The organism is Streptomyces sp. PL-25 (genome assembly GCF_058344915.1).
In genome coordinates this window covers 1,348,623-1,369,006 of record NZ_CP136997.1, presented here as the reverse complement: position 1 = coordinate 1,369,006, position 20,384 = coordinate 1,348,623, and the positions used below count along the sequence as shown (strand labels likewise).

At 72.2% G+C, this 20,384-nt stretch carries 14 protein-coding genes; 6 read left to right on the top strand and 8 right to left on the bottom strand.

The window, feature by feature from the left end; all coding sequences use genetic code 11:
* Positions 1 to 100: 100 nt before the first annotated feature.
* Complete coding sequence (gene mshC / locus R4Z62_RS06045) at positions 101 to 1,330, top strand: cysteine--1-D-myo-inosityl 2-amino-2-deoxy-alpha-D-glucopyranoside ligase (RefSeq protein ID WP_389601249.1); 1,230 nt, start codon at positions 101 to 103, stop codon at positions 1,328 to 1,330.
* 84 nt (positions 1,331 to 1,414) lie between these two features.
* On the opposite strand, the gene R4Z62_RS06040 is transcribed toward mshC, so the two are convergent.
* The 6 genes from R4Z62_RS06040 to R4Z62_RS06015 form a co-directional block, all read right to left on the bottom strand.
* Positions 1,415 to 2,461 (bottom strand): PAC2 family protein, encoded by a 1,047-nt coding sequence (locus R4Z62_RS06040; protein WP_064531898.1) that lies wholly within the window; start codon positions 2,459 to 2,461, stop codon positions 1,415 to 1,417.
* Positions 2,462 to 2,651: 190 nt separating this feature from the next.
* On the bottom strand, positions 2,652 to 3,323 hold the full coding sequence (locus tag R4Z62_RS06035) for a FadR/GntR family transcriptional regulator (protein WP_491519286.1): 672 nt from the start codon (positions 3,321 to 3,323) through the stop codon (positions 2,652 to 2,654).
* 190 nt (positions 3,324 to 3,513) lie between these two features.
* The gene (locus R4Z62_RS06030; protein ID WP_491519285.1) at positions 3,514 to 5,127 is read right to left on the bottom strand and encodes a glycerol-3-phosphate dehydrogenase/oxidase; all 1,614 of its coding nucleotides are present in this window, start codon (positions 5,125 to 5,127) and stop codon (positions 3,514 to 3,516) included.
* Between the two features lie 18 nt (positions 5,128 to 5,145).
* A complete protein-coding gene (glpK, locus tag R4Z62_RS06025; protein ID WP_064531892.1) occupies positions 5,146 to 6,684 on the bottom strand; it encodes a glycerol kinase GlpK in 1,539 nt (512 codons plus the stop codon).
* Between the two features lie 95 nt (positions 6,685 to 6,779).
* Complete coding sequence (locus R4Z62_RS06020) at positions 6,780 to 7,574, bottom strand: MIP/aquaporin family protein (RefSeq protein WP_491519284.1); 795 nt, start codon at positions 7,572 to 7,574, stop codon at positions 6,780 to 6,782.
* A 387-nt stretch (positions 7,575 to 7,961) separates the two neighbouring features.
* The gene (locus R4Z62_RS06015; protein ID WP_026252954.1) at positions 7,962 to 8,726 is read right to left on the bottom strand and encodes an IclR family transcriptional regulator; all 765 of its coding nucleotides are present in this window, start codon (positions 8,724 to 8,726) and stop codon (positions 7,962 to 7,964) included.
* 305 nt (positions 8,727 to 9,031) lie between these two features.
* Between R4Z62_RS06015 and metH the strand changes: the two genes are divergently transcribed.
* The 3 genes from metH to R4Z62_RS06000 all read left to right on the top strand — a co-directional run bounded on the left by metH (position 9,032) and on the right by R4Z62_RS06000 (position 15,612).
* On the top strand, positions 9,032 to 12,568 hold the full coding sequence (metH, locus tag R4Z62_RS06010; RefSeq protein ID WP_491519283.1) for a methionine synthase: 3,537 nt from the start codon (positions 9,032 to 9,034) through the stop codon (positions 12,566 to 12,568).
* A 241-nt stretch (positions 12,569 to 12,809) separates the two neighbouring features.
* The gene (locus tag R4Z62_RS06005) at positions 12,810 to 13,526 is read left to right on the top strand and encodes an HAD family hydrolase (protein WP_491519282.1); all 717 of its coding nucleotides are present in this window, start codon (positions 12,810 to 12,812) and stop codon (positions 13,524 to 13,526) included.
* A gap of 478 nt (positions 13,527 to 14,004) precedes the next feature.
* Positions 14,005 to 15,612, top strand: coding sequence for an ABC transporter substrate-binding protein (locus R4Z62_RS06000; RefSeq protein ID WP_064531885.1), 1,608 nt, complete (start codon positions 14,005 to 14,007; stop codon positions 15,610 to 15,612).
* A 124-nt stretch (positions 15,613 to 15,736) separates the two neighbouring features.
* Here the strand turns inward: R4Z62_RS06000 and R4Z62_RS05995 are convergent, their stop codons facing one another.
* Both R4Z62_RS05995 and R4Z62_RS05990 read right to left on the bottom strand, forming a co-directional pair.
* Positions 15,737 to 16,408, bottom strand: a complete 672-nt coding sequence (locus tag R4Z62_RS05995) for a response regulator (protein WP_018570356.1) — start codon at positions 16,406 to 16,408, stop codon at positions 15,737 to 15,739.
* 21 nt (positions 16,409 to 16,429) lie between these two features.
* The gene (locus R4Z62_RS05990; protein ID WP_355478540.1) at positions 16,430 to 17,485 is read right to left on the bottom strand and encodes a RecB family exonuclease; all 1,056 of its coding nucleotides are present in this window, start codon (positions 17,483 to 17,485) and stop codon (positions 16,430 to 16,432) included.
* A 176-nt stretch (positions 17,486 to 17,661) separates the two neighbouring features.
* Here R4Z62_RS05990 and R4Z62_RS05985 point away from each other — a divergent pair, with 176 nt between their 5' ends.
* Both R4Z62_RS05985 and R4Z62_RS05980 read left to right on the top strand, forming a co-directional pair.
* Positions 17,662 to 19,266, top strand: a complete 1,605-nt coding sequence (locus tag R4Z62_RS05985; protein ID WP_491519281.1) for a site-2 protease family protein — start codon at positions 17,662 to 17,664, stop codon at positions 19,264 to 19,266.
* A gap of 58 nt (positions 19,267 to 19,324) precedes the next feature.
* A complete protein-coding gene (locus R4Z62_RS05980; RefSeq protein WP_018570353.1) occupies positions 19,325 to 20,227 on the top strand; it encodes a tRNA (adenine-N1)-methyltransferase in 903 nt (300 codons plus the stop codon).
* Positions 20,228 to 20,384 lie beyond the last annotated feature (157 nt).

The following is a 20,384-nucleotide window of genomic DNA, read 5'->3' as shown; positions in this document are numbered from 1 at the left end:
AGCGCGGCAGCACACCCGCCGTGATCGCGCAAGAACGCCTTACCGGTCATCTGCGCGGTCCGGTTCGTAGACGGGACCGCGGTCCGGTTACGCTCATGACATGCATGCCTGGCCCGCTTCCGAGGTCCCCGCCCTGCCTGGTCAGGGCCGCGACCTGAGGATCCACGACACCGCGACCGGGGGCCTGGTGACCCTCGACCCCGGTCCCGTCGCCCGTATCTACGTCTGCGGCATCACGCCGTACGACGCCACCCACATGGGGCACGCGGCGACCTACAACGCGTTCGACCTCGTCCAGCGTGTGTGGCTCGACACCAAGCGCCAGGTCCACTACGTCCAGAACGTGACCGATGTCGACGATCCGCTGCTGGAGCGGGCGCAGCGCGACGACGTCGACTGGGTGAAGCTGGCCGAGCAGGAGACGGCGCTGTTCCGCGAGGACATGACCGCCCTGCGGATGCTGCCGCCGCGCCACTACATAGGCGCCGTGGAGGCGATACCCGGCATCGTCCCGCTGGTGGAGCGCCTGCGTGACCTGGGCGCCGCCTACGAACTCGACGGCGACGTCTACTTCTCCGTCGAGTCCGACCCCCACTTCGGCGCGGTCTCGCACCTCGACGCCGCCGCGATGCGGCTGCTGTCCGCCGAGCGCGGCGGCGACCCCGACCGCCCCGGCAAGAAGAACCCGCTCGACCCGATGCTGTGGATGGCGGCGAGGGACGGCGAACCCAGCTGGGACGGCGCCTCCCTGGGCCGCGGCCGGCCCGGCTGGCACATCGAGTGCGTGGCCATCGCCCTCGACCACCTCGGCATGGGCTTCGACGTCCAGGGCGGCGGCTCCGACCTCGTCTTCCCGCACCACGAGATGGGTGCCTCGCACGCCCAGGTGCTCACCGGCGAGTTCCCGATGGCCAAGGCGTACGTGCACGCGGGCATGGTCGCGCTGGACGGCGAGAAGATGTCCAAGTCCAAGGGCAACCTGGTCTTCGTGTCCCGGCTGCGCCGCGACGGAGTGGACCCGGCCGCCATCCGGCTCTCGCTGCTCGCCCACCACTACCGCTCCGACTGGGAGTGGACCGACCAGGTGCTCGCCGATGCCGTGGCGCGGCTGGAGCGCTGGCGCGCGGCCGTCTCCCGGCCCGACGGCCCGTCCGCCGACGCGCTGGTGGAGGAGATCCGCGACGCCCTCGCCGCCGACCTGGACTCCCCGGCCGCGCTCGCCGCGGTCGACCGCTGGGCCGCGCTCCAGCAGGAGCGGGGCGGCACCGACACCGGCGCGCCCGGCCTGGTCTCGCGGGCCGTGGACGCCCTGCTGGGAGTGGCCGTCTGACCCGGCCGGTTCCCTGACGGCGATCGGGGGCGGTGCGCGATCCGCGCACCGCCCCCGATCCGTCCGTCCCCGGCTCCGGACCGCTCAGTCCTTCGGAGCGTCGTCCCCCGGCTCGCCGTCGCCGCCGTCCCGGCCGGCGCTGCCGTCGTCGGTCTCCGCCTCGGGCTCGTCGGTCTCCGCCTCGGGCCGCTGCGGCTTCGGCGGCCGGGTGCGCCCGCCGGGGCCGTCCCGCAGGAACGAGCCGCCCTCGCCGCCGTCCGCCGTGGCGTGCCCGCCGGAGGAGGGCCCGCCGCCGTCCCGGCGCCGCAGATACCGCTCGAACTCGCGGGCGATGGCCTCGCCCGACGCCTCCGGCAGCTCGGCGGTGTCCCGGGCCTCCTCCAGCGTCTGCACGTACTCGGCGACCTCGGTGTCCTCGGCGGCCAGCTGGTCCACGCCCACCTGCCAGGCCCGTGCGTCCTCGGCCAGCTCGCCCAGCGGGATCCGCAGGTCGAGCAGGTCCTCCAGGCGGTTCAGCAGCGCCAGTGTGGCCTTCGGGTTGGGCGGCTGCGACACGTAGTGCGGCACCGCCGCCCACAGGGAGACCGCCGGGACACCCGCGTGCGTGCACGCCTCCTGGAGGACGCCCACGATGCCCGTCGGGCCCTCGTACTTGGTCTCCTCCAGGTCCATCCGGCGGGCCAGGTCGGCGTCGGAGGTCGTCCCGCTGATCGGCACCGGGCGGGTGTGCGGGGTGTCGCCGAGCAGGGCGCCCAGGATCACCACCAGTTCCACCCCCAGCTCGTGCGCGAAACCGAGCAGTTCGTTGCAGAACGAGCGCCAGCGCATGGACGGTTCGATCCCGCGCACCAGAACCAGATCGCGCGGTTTGTCCCCGCCGATCCGCACCACCGACAGCCTGGTCGTCGGCCAAGTGATCTTACGCACACCGCCGTCCATGAAGACCGTGGGGCGGTTCACCTGGAAGTCGTAGTAGTCCTCGGCGTCCAGCGCCGCGAACACCTCGCCCTTCCACTCCTTCTCCAGATGCGCGACCGCGGTGGAGGCGGCGTCGCCGGCATCGTTCCAGCCCTCGAACGCGGCCACCATGACCGGGTCGATCAGCTCGGGTACCCCCTCGAGCTCGATCACCCAGCGCCTCCTTCCGACGTGCCCTCGCTTGACCCACCAACCTTACGGCGTGCCGCGGGGGCGACCGCGACCCCCTTGCACGGGGGAGTGAACGCATCACTGCCCCGTCCGAGACACTCGAACACCCATGATCGCCGCTGCCCGCCGCCGGACCTGCGGCGCGCCCCACACCTCCGAGGGCTGACCGCTGTCACAGCGCCGAGCGCAGCCAGTGCTCGACGCTCGCGATGTGCACCGTCGCCCACGAACGGGCCGCCTCCGCGTCCCGGTCGCGCAGTGCCCCGAGGATCGCCCGGTGCTCGCGCAGCGTGCGGCCCACGGCGTCCTCCTGGGCCAGCCCGCGCCAGACCCGGGCCCGAGTGGTGGGCCCGGACAGCCCGTCGAGCAGAGCGCAGAGCACCGAGTTGCCCGAGCCGGCCACGACGCCCCGGTGGAACTCCAGGTCCGCTGCGACCAGTTCCTCCACCGAAGGGGCCGGGCCCAGCGAGTCCAGCCGCGCCTCCAGGGCGTCCAGACACCGCTCGTCGAGGCGGGCGGCCGCCAGCGCGGTCGCGGCCGGCTCCAGGATGCGGCGCACCGCCAGGAACTCCAGCACGGTGTCGTCGCGGTGGAAGTCGACGACGAAGCTCAGCGCCTCCAGCAGGAGTTGCGGATCCAGACTGCTCACATACGTGCCGTCGCCCTGGCGCACGTCCAGGATCCGCATCAGCGACAGCGCGCGCACCGCCTCCCGCAGGGAGTTGCGCGACAGCCCCAGACCGGCGGCGAGTTCGCTCTCCCCGGGCAGCCGGTCACCGGGCCGCAGCGCACCGGAGACGATCATGGCCTTGATCTTCTCGATCGCCTCGTCGGTCACTGCCATGCTCGGTCTCCGCTCCGTCAGACATGGGATGTCTCGGCGGCCATTATGCGGCCGGGCCGCCGGCTGCTCCCGGCCCGCGCACCCGTGCGAAGCCCTGGACGGCTCTCGCGTACGGAGCCCCGGAAGGCCCTCCCGCACAGCCGTCGGGGGCGGTCCCGCAGCCGCGGAACCGCCCCCTCCGCCGTGCGGACTACTTCTTGTCGAGCACGTCCTGCACCTTCGCGCGGACCTCGTCCGTGGCCAGGCCGCGGATCGTCAGCGTCGTACGGCGGCGCAGCACGTCGTCGGGCGTCTCGGCCCACTCCTGGTCGCGCGCCCACACGACCTGCGCCCAGATCTCCGGGGCGTCCGGGTGAACCCGCTCGCCCAGCTCCGGGTTCTCGTTGGCCAGCCGGGCGATGTCCAGGGCCAGCGAGCCGTAGTGCGTGGCCAGGTGCCGGGCGGTGTCGGCGGCCATGCGCGGGCCGGGCGCCGGACGGTCCACCAGCAGCCGGTGCGCGACCGCGCGTGGGTTGGCGATACCCGGCAGCGGCAGCTTCTTCGGCAGCGACGAGATCGGCTCGAAGTCGTCGCCCAGCGGGTGGCCCGGCAGCGACTCCAGCTTCTTCATCACGGTGCGGCCGATGTGCCGGAACGTGGTCCACTTGCCGCCGGCCACGGACAGCATGCCGCCCCTGCCCTCGGTCACGACCGTCTCGCGCTTGGCCTTGGCGGTGTCGCCGGGGCCGCCGGGCAGCACCCGCAGACCCGCGAAGGCGTACGTGATCAGATCGCGGTCGAGCTGCTGGTCGCGGATGGAGAACGCGGCCTCGTCGAGTATCTGGGCGACGTCCTTGTCGTTGACCGCGACATCGGCCGGGTCGCCCTCGTACTCCTCGTCGGTGGTGCCCAGCAGCAGCATGTCCTCCCAGGGGAGGGCGAAGGTGATGCGGTACTTGTCGATGGGCGTGGCCAGCGCGGCCTTCCACGGCGCGGTGCGCTTGAGGACCAGGTGCGCGCCCTTGGACAGCCGGATGGAGGGCGCCGCGTTCGGGTCCTCCAGCCTGCGCAGGTGGTCGACCCACGGACCGGTGGCGTTCAGCACCAGCCGGGCGTCCACGCCGAACTCGTCGCCGGACAGCCGGTCCTTCAGTTCGGCGCCGGTGACCCGGCCCTTGGTGAAGCGCAGCCCGGTGACCTCGGCGTGGTTGAGGACGACCGCGCCCGCCTCGACGGCCGCGCGGACCGTCATCAGCGCCATGCGCGCGTCGTTCATCTGGTCGTCGCCGTAGACGGCCACGGCCTTGAGGTTCTCGGTGCGCAGCTCGGGCACGTCCTGCGCGGCCTTGGCCGGGCTGAGCAGGTGGCCCACGCCGTCACCGAATGCGGAGAGCGCGGAGTAGGCGAAGACGCCCGCCCCGAGCTTCGCCGCGCCGTGCGGCCCGCCCTTGTACACGGGGAGGTAGAAGGTGAGCGGGTTCGCCAGGTGGGGGGCCACCTGGCGGGAGACCGCACGGCGCTCGAAGTGGTTCTCCGCCACCAGCTTCACCGCGCCGGTCTGCAGGTAGCGCAGACCGCCGTGGAGCAGCTTGGAGGAGGCGGAGGAGGTGGCGCCGGCCCAGTCGCCGGCGTCGACCAGGGCCACCCTGAGTCCGGACTGCGCGGCGTGCCAGGCGGTGGAGATGCCCAGGATGCCGCCGCCGATCACGAGGAGGTCGTACGTCGCCTTGGAGAGCTGTTCCCGGGTCTCGGCCCGGCTCGGGTTCGAGCCGGAGGCCGGGTGCGTCCCGAGGGCAGGCACGGACAGGGTGGACTGACTGGTCATGGTGGTTCTTACTCCTCGTCAGCTTTCTTCGGCGATCCAGCCCATGGTCCGCTCGACGGCCTTGAGCCAGCTCTTGTACTCACGGTCGCGGGTGTCCGCGTCCATGCGGGGGGTCCATTCGGCGGCCCGGCGCCAGTTCTGGCGCAGGTCGTCGGTGGAGGCCCAGAAGCCGACGGCGAGACCGGCGGCGTAGGCGGCGCCGAGGCAGGTGGTCTCGGCGACCATCGGGCGCACCACGGGGGCGTCCAGGAAGTCCGAGAGCGTCTGCATCAGCAGGTTGTTGGAGGTCATGCCGCCGTCGACCTTCAGCGCGGCCAGCTCGACGCCGGAGTCCTTGGTCATGGCGTCGGCGATCTCCCGCGTCTGCCAGGCGGTGGCCTCCAGGACGGCGCGCGCGAGGTGCGCCTTGGTGACGTACCGGGTCAGGCCGGCGATCACACCGCGGGCGTCGGAGCGCCAGTACGGGGCGAACAGGCCGGAGAAGGCCGGCACGAAGTAGGCGCCGCCGTTGTCCTCGACCGAGAGCGCCAGCGTCTCGATCTCGGCGGCGGTGGAGATCAGGCCCATCTGGTCGCGCATCCACTGCACCAGGGAGCCGGTGACGGCGATCGAGCCCTCCAGCGCGTAGACCGGCTTCTGGTCGCCGATCTGGTAGCCGACCGTGGTCAGCAGCCCGCTGTAGGAGTTGATGATCTTGTCACCGGTGTTCATCACCATGAAGGTGCCGGTGCCGTACGTCGACTTGGTCTCGCCCTCGGCGAAACAGGTCTGGCCGAACAGCGCGGCCTGCTGGTCGCCGAGGGCGGAGGCGACCGGGATCCCGCCGAGCAGCTCGCCCAGGCGGCCGCCCTTGACCTCGCCGTAGACCTCCGCGGAGGAGCGGATCTCGGGCAGGATCGCCGTCGGGACGCCGATGGACTCGGCGATCTTCGGGTCCCACTCCATCCTGTGCAGGTTCATCAGCAGGGTGCGGGAGGCGTTGGTGACGTCGGTGACGTGCTTGCCGCCCTCGGCACCACCGGTCAGGTTCCAGATGACCCAGGTGTCCATCGTGCCGAAGAGGATGTCGCCCGCCTCGGCGCGCTCGCGCAGGCCCTCGACGTTGTCGAGCAGCCAGCGGGCCTTGGGCCCGGCGAAGTAGGAGGCCAGCGGCAGGCCGGTCTCGCGGCGGAAGCGGTCCTGGCCGACGTTGCGGCCCAGCTCGCGGCAGAGGGCGTCGGTGCGGGTGTCCTGCCAGACGATGGCGTTGTGGACGGGCTCACCGGTGTTCTTGTCCCACAGCACGGTGGTCTCGCGCTGGTTGGTGATGCCGATGGCCTTGATGTCGTCGCGGGTGATGCCGGCCTTCTCGACGGCTCCGGCGACGACCTCCTGGACGTTGGTCCAGATCTCGGCGGCGTCGTGCTCGACCCAGCCCGGCTTGGGGAAGATCTGCTCGTGTTCCTTCTGGTCGACGGAGACGATCCGGCCGTCCCGGTCGAAGACGATGCAGCGGGAGGAGGTCGTGCCCTGGTCGATGGCGGCGATGAAGGGTCCGGCGGTGTGGGCGTCGGTCACTGTCTGCTCCTGAGGTCCGTGGTCAGTGGGGCTGCGCGTACGGCGCGTGCGGTGCGGCTCGGCGCGCGCCGCCCGTGGGGCGGGCGCGCCGCTCGTCAGGCGAAGGCGACGTTGTAGACACCGGCGGCGATGGCCGCGCCGACCAGCGGGCCGACCACCGGGATCCAGGCGTAGCCCCAGTCCGAGCCGCCCTTGTTGGGCAGCGGGAGGAGGGCGTGCACGATACGCGGGCCGAGGTCGCGGACCGGGTTGATCGCGTAGCCGGTGGGACCGCCGAGCGAGAGGCCGATGGAGACGACCACGAAGCCGGTGATCAGGGCGCCGATGACACCGAGGCCGTTGCCCTTGTCGTTCAGGCCCTGGGTGAGGATCGCGAGGATCAGCACGAAGGTGCCGATGATCTCCGTGGCGAGGTTCTGCACCACGTTGCGGATCTCCGGGCCGGTGGAGAAGACACCGAGCACAGGGCCTGCGCCCTTCTCCTGCGCCTCGACGGCCTTGGCGGTGGTGGCCTGCGCGCCGGGACCACCGACGATCTCCTTGTCGGTCAGGTGCGCCTGGAACTGGCTGTAGTAGGCGGCCCAGACGAGCACCGCGCCGATCATGGCGCCGAGCAGCTGACCGGCGAGGTAGGTCGGCACGTTCGTCCACGCGCCGTCCTTGATGGCGATGGCGAGCGTCACGGCCGGGTTGAGGTGGGCGCCGGAGAGCGGACCCGATATGTACGCGGCCGTCATGACGGCGAAGCCCCACCCGAAGGCGATGGCGAGCCAGCCGGCGTTGCGGGCCTTGGAGGCCTTCAGGGTGACGGCGGCGCAGACGCCGCCGCCGAGCAGGATGAGTATGGCGGTACCGATGGTCTCGCCGATGAAGATGTCGGAGCTGGACACCCGCGACTCCTTTGTCCTTCGTCCAGGGGAAGCCGAACCCCGGGTCCCTCCGGGGGTCTGGTGCCCTCGGGGTGAGAGCGATGCCGGCCCTTGGCGTTGTCACACTCTAACGCGTTTTTCCGCAAGGTGTTCGACAATGCCGACCGGTGGACGCGAGTCTCACCCTCTCCCAGACGGGCGTCAAGAGGTCTGTTGCGCAAAGCACGATCGTTACGTGGCGCCCCGGACCGCACCGGCGCGCGCGGCCCGGCACGGCTGCCGTGCGCGGCCCGGCGCGACACCCGCGCGCGGGTGTGCGAAAGGCCGGTACGCGAGGGCGTACCGGCCGGTGCGGCCCGGGGCCGCGGAGGGTGGGCGACGACGCGTCGCCGGAGCGCGGACGGCCGCTCAGAACCGCCCGGCGCCCAGGTCGCGGGAGACCGCGCGGGCGCAGTCGCGTACCGCCGCTATCAGCTCCGGGCGCAGCTCCCCGTCCCGGCAGACCCGCTCCACGGCGCCGGTGATGCCGACCGCCCCCACCGGCATCCGCCGCCGGTCGTGGATGGGCGCCGCGATGGACGCCACACCCTCCCAGGTCTCCTCCACGTCGGCCGCGTACCCGCGCGCGCGGGTGAGGTCCAGGAGCTGCTCGAAGTCGGGGGCCGTGCACACCGTCCGGTCCGTGAAGGCCCGGCGCTCGGTCTCCAGCGCCTCGCTGTGCGCGACCGGGTCGTAGGCCGACAGGACCTTGCCCAGGGCCGTGGAGTGCAGCGGCTGCATGGCCCCGATCTCCAGGACCTGCCGGCTGTCGTCGGGCCGGAAGACGTGGTGCACGATCAGCACGCCCTGCTGGTGCAGGACGCCCAGGTGGACGCTCTCCCCGCTGGAGCGGGCCAGGTCGTCGGTCCACACCAGGGCGCGCGCCCGCAGTTCGTGCACGTCCAGATAGGTGGTGCCCAGGCGCAGCAGCTCCGCGCCGAGCTGGTAGCGCCCGGAGGCGTCGTCCTGCTCCACGAACCCCTCCTGCTGGAGGGTGCGCAGGATGCCGTGGGCGGTGCCCTTGGCGAGGCCCAGCGACGAGGCGATGTCCGACAGGCCGAGCCGTCGCTCGCCGCCCGCGAGCAGCCGCAGCATCGCGGCGGCCCGTTCGAGCGACTGGATGTTCCGTGCCATCGCCGTGCTGCCCTCCGTCCCCTTCGACCGCCGGCGTGCGATGTGCTGCCGCCGTTCGGCAATGCCGAACACTACCGGTCCTTGTCGACTCTCCGCTAATGGTCGGCCCTCGGCTGTTACGCAACCGGCCATCCGCCCCGGCAACGGTGACATGCTCGTCCGTGTGGTGGACGCCCCTGACCGCCCGCCTCCGGTCCCGGCTACTCTTGCGGCGTGCGCCCTTCCCGGGAGCCCTGGGCCGACCGCCCGGGACCGCCGGGGAAGACGCAAAGCCGACAGCCGTCGCACCTTCAGGGAGCCCCTTCATGGCCTCGTTGCCGCCGACCCCTTCCGCCGACGCCACCGCCGGTGGTTCCGCCGACAGCCGGACCCGGGTGTCCGCCCTCCGCGAAGCGCTCGCCGCCCGCGTGGTGGTCGCCGACGGAGCGATGGGCACCATGCTCCAGGCCCAGGAGCCCTCGCTGGACGACTTCCAGCAGCTGGAGGGCTGCAACGAGGTCCTGAACGTCACCCGCCCCGACATCGTCCGCTCGGTCCACGCCGCGTACTTCGACGCCGGTGTGGACTGCGTGGAGACCAACACCTTCGGCGCCAACCTGACCGCCCTGGGCGAGTACGACATCCCCGAGCGGATCACCGAACTGTCCGAGGCCGGGGCCCGGATCGCCCGCGAGACGGCGGACGAGTTCGCCGCCCGGGACGGCCGGCAGCGCTGGGTCCTCGGCTCCATGGGACCGGGCACCAAGCTGCCCACCCTGGGCCACACCACGTTCGCCGCCATCCGCGACGCCTACCAGCAGAGCGCCGAGGGGCTGCTCGCCGGCGGCGCCGACGCGCTGCTGGTGGAGACCACGCAGGACCTGCTCCAGACGAAGGCGTCGGTGATCGCCGCCCGCCGGGCCATGGCGACGGCGGGCTACGACGTGCCGCTGGTGGTCTCGGTGACCGTCGAGACGACCGGCACCATGCTGCTGGGCTCGGAGATCGGCGCCGCGCTGACCGCGCTGGAACCGCTGGGCGTCGACATGATCGGCCTGAACTGCGCCACCGGCCCCGCCGAGATGAGCGAGCACCTGCGCTACCTCGCCCGGCAGGCCCGCGTCCCCCTGTCGTGCATGCCGAACGCCGGCCTGCCCGTGCTCACCAAGGACGGCGCGCACTACCCGCTGACCGCTCCGGACCTGGCCGACGCGCAGGAGCACTTCGTCCGCGACTACGGCCTGTCCCTCATCGGCGGCTGCTGCGGCACCACGCCCGAGCATCTGCGCCGGGTCGTGGAGCGGGTGCGCGGCCTGACCCCCACCGCCCGCGACCCGCGCCCCGAGCCGGGCGCCGCGTCCCTGTACCAGACGGTCCCCTTCCGGCAGGACACCTCGTACCTGGCCATCGGCGAGCGCACGAACGCCAACGGCTCCAAGAAGTTCCGCGAGGCCATGCTGGAGGCCCGCTGGGACGACTGCGTGGAGCTGGCCCGCGAGCAGATCCGCGAGGGCGCGCACATGCTCGACCTGTGCGTGGACTACGTCGGCCGGGACGGCGTGGCCGACATGGCCGAGCTGGCCGGGCGCTTCGCCACCGCCTCCACCCTGCCGCTGGTCCTGGACTCCACCGAGGTCGAGGTCATCCGGGCCGGTCTGGAGAAGCTGGGCGGCCGCGCGGTGATCAACTCGGTGAACTACGAGGACGGCGCGGGACCGGACTCCCGCTTCGCCCGTGTCGCCGAGCTGGCGGGCGAGCACGGCGCCGCGCTGGTCGCGCTCACCATCGACGAGCAGGGCCAGGCGCGTACGCCCGAGAAGAAGGTCGAGATCGCCGAACGGCTGATCGACGACCTCACCGGCAACTGGGGCATCCGCGAGGAGGACATCCTCGTCGACTGCCTGACCTTCACGATCTGCACCGGCCAGGAGGAGTCCCGCAAGGACGGCCTGGCCACCATCGAGGGCATCCGCGAGCTGAAGCGCCGCCACCCCAAGGTGCAGACCACGCTCGGCCTGTCCAACATCTCCTTCGGCCTGAACCCGGCCGCCCGGATCCTGCTGAACTCCGTCTTCCTCGACGAGTGCGTGAAGGCGGGCCTGGACTCCGCGATCGTGCACGCCTCCAAGATCCTGCCGATCGCGCGGTTCGACGAGGAGCAGGTCACCACGGCCCTCGACCTGATCTACGACCGGCGCCGCGAGGGCTACGACCCGCTGCAGAAGCTCATGCAGCTGTTCGAGGGCGCCACCGCGAAGTCCCTGAAGGCGGGCAAGGCCGAGGAACTGGCCGCGCTGCCGCTGGACGAGCGGCTGAAGCGGCGCATCATCGACGGCGAGCGCAACGGCCTGGAGGCCGACCTCGACGAGGCGCTGGAGACCCGCAGGGCGCTGGACATCGTCAACGACACCCTGCTGGACGGCATGAAGGTCGTCGGCGAACTGTTCGGCTCCGGCCAGATGCAGCTGCCGTTCGTGCTCCAGTCCGCCGAGGTCATGAAGAACGCGGTGGCCCATCTGGAGCCGCACATGGAGAAGACCGACGAGGCGGGCAAGGGCACCATCGTGCTCGCCACCGTCCGCGGCGACGTCCACGACATCGGCAAGAACCTCGTCGACATCATCCTGTCCAACAACGGCTACAACGTCGTCAACCTGGGCATCAAGCAGCCCGTCTCGGCCATCCTGGAGGCCGCCGACGAGCACCGGGCCGATGTGATCGGCATGTCCGGACTGCTGGTCAAGTCCACGGTGATCATGAAGGAGAACCTGGAGGAGCTGAACGCCCGCGGCCTCGCCGCCAGCTATCCGGTCATCCTCGGCGGCGCCGCGCTGACCAGGGCCTACGTCGAACAGGACCTGTACGAGATCTACGAGGGCGAGGTCCGCTACGCCCGCGACGCCTTCGAGGGGCTGCGTCTGATGGACGCCCTCATCGGCGTCAAGCGCGGCGTCCCCGGCGCCAAGCTGCCCGAACTGCGTCAGCGCCGGGTCCGCCCGGCCGCCGCCGAGATCGAGGAGCGCCCGGAGGAGGGCCACGTACGCTCCGACGTGGCCACCGACAACCCGGTGCCCGAGCCGCCGTTCTGGGGCACCCGGGTCAGCAAGGGCATCCCGCTCAAGGAGTACGCGTCCTGGCTGGACGAGGGCGCGCTGTTCAAGGGCCAGTGGGGGCTGCGCCAGGCCCGCACCGGCGACGGGCCGACCTACGAGGAGCTGGTGGAGAGCGAGGGCAGGCCCCGCCTGCGCGGGCTGCTCGACCGGCTCCAGACGGACAACCTCCTGGAGGCGGCCGTCGTCCACGGCTACTTCCCGTGCGTGTCCAAGGACGACGACCTGATCGTCCTGGACGAGCGGGGCAACGAGCGCACCCGCTTCACCTTCCCGCGCCAGCGCCGCGGCCGCCGGCTGTGCCTGGCGGACTTCTTCCGCCCGGAGGAGTCGGGCGAGACCGACGTCATCGGCTTCCAGGTCGTCACCGTCGGCTCGCGGATCGGCGAGGAGACCGCACGGCTGTTCGCCTCCGACTCCTACCGCGACTACCTGGAGCTGCACGGCCTGTCCGTGCAGCTGGCCGAGGCCCTGGCCGAGTACTGGCACGCCCGGGTCCGCTCCGAGCTGGGCTTCGCCGGCGAGGACCCGGACGCCATGGAGGACATGTTCGCCCTGAAGTACCGCGGGGCCCGCTTCTCCCTCGGCTACGGCGCCTGCCCCGACCTGGAGGACCGCGCGAAGATCGCCGCCCTGCTGGAGCCCGAGCGGATCGGCGTCCACCTCTCCGAGGAGTTCCAGCTCCACCCGGAGCAGTCCACCGACGCCATCGTGATCCACCACCCGGAGGCGAAGTACTTCAACGCCCGCTGAGCGGTTCCCGCGGCCCCCGGGACAGGAGCACCGGTCTCCGGTCCCGGGGGCCGCGTGCGCCCGGCGCGCGGCCCCCGGCGACGGCCGTGGGGCCCGCTGCCGGCCCGCGCGAGGCGGGTGCGAGGCCCGCGCGAGGTGTTCGCAGGGCGTTCGCCCGGTCCGCGTCGTACACTGGTCGGTCCACTGCAGGCCGGTTCCCGCGCGGGAACCGGCCTGATCGTCCCTCAAGGAGGTATGCCGGATGACCAGTACGGTCCCCGCGCTCGGCACCTGTACGGCCGAAGGCTCAGCCCTTCAGGCGGTGCTCCTCGACATGGACGGCACGCTGGTGGACACCGAGGGTTTCTGGTGGGACGTGGAGGTCGAGGTCTTCGCCACGCTCGGCCACCGCCTCGACGAGGCGTGGAGACACGTCGTCGTCGGCGGCCCCATGACCCGCAGCGCCGGCTTCCTCATCGAGGCCACCGGCGCCGCCGTCACCCTCGCCGAGGTGACCGTGCTGCTCAACGCGGGGTTCGAGGACCGTATCGGCCGGACCCTGCCCCTGATGCCGGGCGCCGCGCGGCTGCTGGCCGAGCTGTCCGCGCACGAGATCCCCACCGCCCTGGTCTCCGCCTCCCACCGGCGCATCATCGACCGCGTCCTGGCCTCGCTCGGCCCCCACCACTTCGCCCTGTCGGTCGCCGGCGACGAGGTGGCGCGCACCAAGCCGCACCCCGACCCGTATCTGCTGGCCGCCTCCCGGCTGGGCGCGGACCCGGCGCGGTGCGCGGTCGTCGAGGACACCGCGACCGGGGTCGCCGCCGCGGAGGCGGCCGGCTGCCAGGTGATCGCCGTGCCCTCCGTCGCGCCCATCGCCCCCGCCCCGCGCCGCACCGTCGTCGGCTCGCTCGAAGAGGTCGACCTGCCGTTCCTCCAGTCGCTGATGACGTACCCGCAGCCGCCGAGCACGGGCTGACCCGGACGCCGGGGCGCCGGGGCGCCGGAGAGGGGCCTCGGCGGGCGCCGCGGCGGAATCGTCCCGGTCCGTACTGGCGTACGGGATAATCCTGGTGACGGGTGTGCGAATGAAGGGGAATCCCGCCGGATGGCTGAATTCCGGCACCGGTCCGCCGAGTTGGCAATGTGACGTTCGTCACGTGACTCAGGGTGGACGGTGGTCCGCCGGTGTGCAGGGCCCCCCGTGCCGGGCCTCAACCGACCGCCCTTGTGTCCCGATTGGTGAAAGGCTGCACGAATCCTTCCGGTGGCGCGTTTTCACACCGTCGACAGCCGGTTCCGCTGTGTGATGGCGGAGCGGATCCGGGGGCGGCGGGCCGCGTCCGGGGCGCGGACTAGTCTCGTCGCGAGACCATCGTCCTCACCCCGTGATCGGCCGCACCACCCCCTCTGCATGCCGGGTACACGGACATGACAGCCCCTGGAGAAACTCGAGCATGAACCGCAAGACTTTGGTGCTGCCGGCCGTGGTCGGACTGCTCGCGCCGGTGCTCGCCGCATGCGGTGGTTCCGACAGCGGCGGCAAGAGCGGCGACGCCATCGTCATCGGCACCACGGACCGGTTCACCGCCACCAAGGACGCCCCCGCGCCGCTGGACCCGGCGTACGCCTATGACATCGGCACCTGGAACCTGCTGCACCAGACGCTGCAGACTCTGATGATCCAGCCCAAGGGCGACGGCCAGCCGGTCCCCGAGGCCGCCGAGAAGTGCGGCTTCACCGACAGCGGCAACGAGCGCTACGCCTGCACGCTGCGCGAGGGCCTGAAGTTCGCCGACGGCACCCCGGTCACCGCGGCCGACGTGAAGTTCTCCGTCGACCGCGCCCGCGCCATCAAGTCGGAGAACGGCGTCTTCGCCCTGCTCTCCACCGTCGACACCGTGGAGACCCGCGGCGACCGCGAGGTGATCTTCCACCTCAACACGGCCGACGCCACCTTCCCCTTCAAGCTGTCGACCCCCGTCGCGGGCATCCTCAACCCCAAGGACTACGACAAGGGCAAGCTGCGCGACGGCTTCAGCGTGGACGGCTCCGGTCCGTACACCATGAAGGCCGACGTCAAGAACAACGAGCTCGTCGACGCCGTCTTCACCAAGAACCCCCACTACCAGGGGACGTTGAAGGTCAACAACGACAAGGTCGAGCTGCGCAGCTTCACGGACGCCGACGCCATGGGCGCCGCCCTGGACAAGGGCGACATCGACCTGATGACCCGTGCGATGTCGCCGGACCAGATCCGCAAGCTCTCCAACGCCTCCGGCGACAGCAAGATCGACCTCGTCGAGATGCCCGGTCTCGAAGTGCGCTTCCTCGCCTTCAACACCGATGCCGCCAGCGTGAAGGACAAGGCCGTACGGCAGGCGATGGCCCAGCTGATCAACCGCAGCGACCTGGTCGCCAAGGTCTACGGGACCCAGGCCGACGCGCTGTACTCGATGGTCCCGGCGACCATCACCGGCCACTCCAACTCGTTCTTCAACAAGTACGGCGACCCCAACGTCGGCAAGGCCAAGTCGCTGCTGGAGAAGGCCCACATCACCACCCCGGTCAAGTTCACGATGCACTACACGACCGACCACTACGGCCCGGCCACCAAGAAGGAGTTCGAGGTGCTCCAGCAGCAGCTCAACTCCAGCGGCCTGTTCGACGTCGACATCCAGGGCACCCCCTGGAAGGTCTTCCACCCGACGTCGCAGAAGGGCCAGTACGACGTCTACGGCATGGGCTGGTTCCCCGACTTCCCGGACGCCGACAGCTTCATCGCGCCGTTCCTGGACGCCGACAACACTCTCAACACGCCGTACGTCAGCAACGAGATCCGCAAGAACCTGCTCCCCGAGTCCCGCCGCCAGGCCGACCGGCTCGCCGCGTCCACCAGCCTGACCGCCATCCAGGACCTCGTGGCCAAGGACGTGCCGCTGCTGCCGCTGTGGCAGGGCAAGCAGTACGTCGCCACCCGTGACGACATCACCGGCGCCGCCTACGTCATCGACTCCTCGGCCACCCTGCGGCTGTGGGAGCTCGGCCGCGGTGTGAGCGGCTGACCCACACGGCTCCGCGCACGACAGAGGCGCCCCTGCCCGGCCTGCCGGGAGGGGGCGCCTCTCTCGTTCCTCGTACGCCGGACCGCTCTCGTCCGGGACGTCCCGTACCCGGGGGCGGCGCGGGTCACTGCGCGCCGGGCCGCACCAGACCGCTCTCGTAGGCGTACACCGCGGCCTGCACCCGGTCGCGCAGCCCCAGCTTGGTCAGCACATGCCCGACGTGGGTCTTGACCGTCGTCTCGCTCACGAACAGGTCGGCGGCGATCTCCGCGTTCGACAGCCCGCGTGCCACCAGCTTCAGCACCTCCACCTCACGGTCGGTGAGGGTGTGCAGGGTGTCCGGCACCGGTTCGTCCCCGGAGGGCAGATGCGTGGCGTACTTGTCCAGCAGGCGGCGCGTGATGCTCGGCGCCAGCATCGCCTCGCCGGCCGCCACCACCCGGATCGCCTGCACCAGCTCATTGGCCGGCGCGTCCTTCAGCAGGAAACCGCTCGCCCCCGCGCGCAGCGCCTCCACCACGTACTCGTCGAGGTCGAAGGTGGTCAGCACCAGCACCTTCGCCGGGCCGTCCCGCTCGGGGCCGGTGATCTGCCGGGTGGCCTCCACCCCGTCCATCCGCGGCATACGGATGTCCATCAGCACCACATCGGGCTGTAGCGCACGCACCTGGTCCAGGGCCTGGAGGCCGTCCCCGGCCTCGCCCACGACCGCGATGTCCTGCTCCGCCTCCAGGATCATCCGGAACCCGGTGCGCAGCAGTGGCTGGTCGTCGACCAGTAGGACGCGGATGGCCACGTAAGTCTCCTTCGCTGGACCCTAGAGCCCCATTGTGCCCTGTACCTGCGCGGGTACCTGCGGCTCGGTCCCGCCCACGGGCAGCGGGTACGGCGGGGGAGTGCCGCCGAACTCGGGGCAGTGCTCGCGGTGGTCGCACCAGCCGCACAGCTTCGTGGGGCGCGGCCGCCACTCACCGGTCTCGGTGGCCAGCCGGATCGCCTCCCACAGCGCCAGCAGCTTGCGCTCCACCCGCTCCAGATCCGCCATGACCGGGTCGTACGTCAGCACGTCACCGCTGCCCAGATACACCAGCTGCAGCCGCCGCGGCACCACCCGCTTCAGCCGCCACACCACCAGGGCGTAGAACTTCATCTGGAACAGCGCGCCCTCGGCGTACTCCGGCCGCGGGGCCTTGCCCGTCTTGTAGTCGACGATGCGCACCTCACCGGTGGGCGCCACGTCCACCCGGTCGATGATGCCGCGCAGCCTGAGCCCGGAGTCCAGCTCCGCCTCGACGAACAGCTCCCGCTCGGCCGGCTCCAGACGCGTCGGGTCCTCCAGCGTGAACCAGCGCTCCACCAGCCGCTCCGCCTCGGCCAGCCAGCGGGCCGCCCGCTCGCCGTCCGTGTCGTCGGCGAACAGCTCCACCAGCTCGGGACGGGCCTGCCGCAGCCGGTCCCACTGCCCCGGCACCAGCGCCTTGGCCCGGGGCGCGGTCCGCTCGGCGGCCGGGGCGTCGAAGAGCCGCTCCAGCACCGCGTGCACCAGCGTGCCCCGGGTGGCGGCCTCGCTCGGCTTCTCCGGCAGCCGGTCGATCACCCGGAAGCGGTACAGCAACGGGCACTGCATGAAGTCACCGGCCCGGGAGGGCGACAACGACGAGGGCGGCGCGGGGGTCCGCACGGTCGGCCCCCCGGCCACCACGGCCGCGTCCGTCCCGGCGACCGCGTCGATCCCCACGGCCGCGCCCGCGTCCGTGACCACGTCCGCGCCCGTGACCGCGCCGGGGCCCGCCGCCCCGCGCTCCCCGGCCGGCCCGGTGCCTCCCGCGTCGTCCGTGGCGTCCGCCGCTGCGGCCTGCGTGCTCGTCTCCATGCCACAGACCCTACGGCCCGCCACTGACAGTGACCCCCGGCGCAGGCCGGTGAAGTGCGTTACGGCGGGTACGACACTGGGGTGCCGGGCGGAACCGTTCGCCCCGGCCGCATACCATCGACCCGAGACCTCCCGGCCGGCAGAGCGGGGAGCAGCGCTTCGAACGAGGGGACACCGTGGACGTGAGCGGCGGGAGCGGGCAGCCGCGTTCCGGCAACGACGAGCCGGCCGAGTCCCCCACGGGACCCGCCGGTCCGGCGCCCCACGACAGCCCCGCCCGTCCCGGTTCCCCCGCGGAGCGGCCCGCCTCCGGCCACGGCGACCCCGCGCACCCGGCCGACGGCCCCCCGCCCGCCCCGGACCACGGCGGCACCCCCGGCACCGGCACGGACCCGGACGCCGCAGCCCCGGCGGGCGACCGCCCCCGGACCGCCCGCGGCCAGGACCCCGGCGGCCGCGACGAGCACCCCGGCGATCACCCCTCCGACCACACGGAACCCCCGGCCGGCCACGGCACCCGTCCCGGCCAGGCGCCCCGGCCGCCGGCCGGCCACGACCCCCACCCCGACCGTGCTCTCGCCCACTCCGGCCCCGGCCGGACACCGCCGCCCCCGCCGCGGCGCCCCCGCGAACCCGGCGGCGGACTGCTCATGGGGCGCCCCTTCGGCGTGCCCGTCTACGTCGCGCCCAGCTGGTTCCTGATCGCCGCGCTGATCACCTGGGTGTTCGGCGGCCAGCTCGACCGCGTCCTGCCCCAGCTCGGCGCCGCCCGCTATCTGGTCTCCCTCTTCTTCGCGGTCGCCTTCTACGGCTCCGTACTGGTCCACGAACTGGCGCACACGGTGGCCGCCCTGCGCTTCAAGCTCCCGGTGCGCCGCATCCAGCTCCAGTTCCTCGGCGGGGTTTCCGAGATCGAGAAGGAGGCCGAGACACCCGGCCGCGAGTTCGTGCTCGCCTTCGTCGGACCCCTGCTCTCCCTGGTCCTGTCCGGCGTCTTCTACCTCGCCCTCCAGCCCGTGGAGCGCGGCACGGTCCCGGGAGTCCTGCTGGCCTCCCTGATGATCTCCAACCTGATCGTCGCCGCCTTCAACCTGCTGCCCGGCCTGCCCCTGGACGGCGGGCGGATGCTCCGCGCCGTCGTCTGGAAGATCACCGGCCGCCCCATGAGCGGCACCGTCGCCGCCGCCTGGGTCGGCCGCGCCCTGGCCGTCTCCGTCCTCATCGGCCTGCCGCTGCTCAGCCAGTCCGGCGCGCTCGGCACCGCCGCCGAGGACAGCGTCGGCCTGGGCACCGTGACCGACGCCCTGCTCGCCGCGATCGTCGCCGCGATCATCTGGACCGGCGCCGGGAACAGCCTGCGCATGGCCCGGCTGCGCGAACACCTGCCCGAGCTGCGCGCCCGCGCCCTGACCCGCCGCGCCGTCCCGGTCGAGACCAGCACCTCCCTGGCCGAGGCGCTGCGCCGCGCCAACGCGGCCGGTGCCCGCGCCCTGGTGGTCGTCGACGGCCACGGCGAACCGCTCTCCCTGGTCCGCGAGACCGCCATCGCGGGCGTACCCGAGCACCGCCGCCCCTGGGTCGCCGCCAGCTCGCTCGCCCAGGACCTCACCGACGGCATGCGCGTCTCCGCCGAGCTGGCCGGCGAGGAACTGCTGGACGTGCTGCGCGCCACCCCCGCCACCGAGTACCTGGTGGTGGAGGAGACCGGCGAGATCTACGGGGTGCTGTCCGCCGCCGACGTCGAACGCGCCTTCGTGAAGGCCATGGCCCGCCCCAGCTGAGTCCCGCTCTCCCGAAGCGGTGGTCGGCGGGCCTCCCGGGGGCCGGTAGGCTGGTCACATGTCCGAACCGACCGGTGCCGCCCGCCGCCGCGGGCCCTTCAAGGTCGGGGACCAGGTACAGCTGACCGACCCCAAGGGCCGCCACTACACGTTCACGCTCGAGGCCGGGAAGAACTTCCACACCCACAAGGGTTCCTTCCCGCACGACGAACTGATCGGCGCACCCGAGGGCAGCGTTGTCCGCACCACCGGCAACGTCGCCTACCTCGCGCTGCGTCCCCTGCTCCCCGACTACGTCCTGTCCATGCCCCGCGGCGCAGCCGTGGTCTACCCCAAGGACGCGGGGCAGATCCTCGCCTTCGCCGACATCTTCCCCGGCGCCCGCGTCGTGGAGGCGGGCGTGGGCTCCGGCTCGCTCAGCAGCTTCCTGCTGCGGGCCATCGGCGACCAGGGCATGCTGCACAGCTACGAGCGGCGCGCCGACTTCGCCGAGATCGCCCAGGGCAACGTCGAGCGCTACTTCGGCGGCCCGCACCCCGCCTGGCAGCTCACCGTCGGCGACCTCCAGGACAACCTGTCCGACACGGACGTCGACCGCGTCATCCTCGACATGCTCGCCCCCTGGGAGTGCCTGGAGGCCGTCTCCAAGGCGCTGGTCCCCGGCGGCATCCTGTGCTGCTACGTCGCCACCACCACCCAGCTCGCCCGGACCGTGGAGTCCATCCGGGAGATCGGCTGCTTCAACGAGCCGACCGCCTGGGAGACGATGATCCGCAACTGGCACATCGAGGGCCTGGCCGTCCGCCCCGACCACCGCATGATCGGGCACACCGGCTTCCTGCTCACCGCCCGCCGCCTCGCGGACGGCGTCGAGCCCCCCATGCGCCGCCGCCGGCCCGCCAAGGGCGCCTACGGCGACGACTACGAGGGCCCCAACGCCGACGGCGGCGCCGGCCGCTGACCCGGCCGCGCACCACCGGCAACACGTCGGCGCCGTGGCGCAGTTCCCCGCCGGGTCGGGGAACTGCGCCACGGCGCCCGTTCGTTGGGCCGCAGCACGAAGGCCGAGGTCCGCGGCCGGTCGCGGCCCGCAGGAGTACCCACCCCGCCGTTCCTTC

Excerpts from the sequence above, each read along its gene's own strand:
- mshC (WP_389601249.1), top strand. The coding sequence starts at position 101 with ATGCATGCCTGGCCCGCTTCCGAGGTCCCCGCCCTGCCTGGTCAGGGC.
- R4Z62_RS06035 (WP_491519286.1), bottom strand. The coding sequence starts at position 3,323 with ATGGCAGTGACCGACGAGGCGATCGAGAAGATCAAGGCCATGATCGTC.
- R4Z62_RS06030 (WP_491519285.1), bottom strand. The coding sequence starts at position 5,127 with ATGACCAGTCAGTCCACCCTGTCCGTGCCTGCCCTCGGGACGCACCCG.
- R4Z62_RS06015 (WP_026252954.1), bottom strand. The coding sequence starts at position 8,726 with ATGGCACGGAACATCCAGTCGCTCGAACGGGCCGCCGCGATGCTGCGG.
- metH (WP_491519283.1), top strand. The coding sequence starts at position 9,032 with ATGGCCTCGTTGCCGCCGACCCCTTCCGCCGACGCCACCGCCGGTGGT.
- R4Z62_RS06005 (WP_491519282.1), top strand. The coding sequence starts at position 12,810 with ATGACCAGTACGGTCCCCGCGCTCGGCACCTGTACGGCCGAAGGCTCA.
- R4Z62_RS06000 (WP_064531885.1), top strand. The coding sequence starts at position 14,005 with ATGAACCGCAAGACTTTGGTGCTGCCGGCCGTGGTCGGACTGCTCGCG.
- R4Z62_RS05990 (WP_355478540.1), bottom strand. The coding sequence starts at position 17,485 with ATGGAGACGAGCACGCAGGCCGCAGCGGCGGACGCCACGGACGACGCG.
- R4Z62_RS05980 (WP_018570353.1), top strand. The coding sequence starts at position 19,325 with ATGTCCGAACCGACCGGTGCCGCCCGCCGCCGCGGGCCCTTCAAGGTC.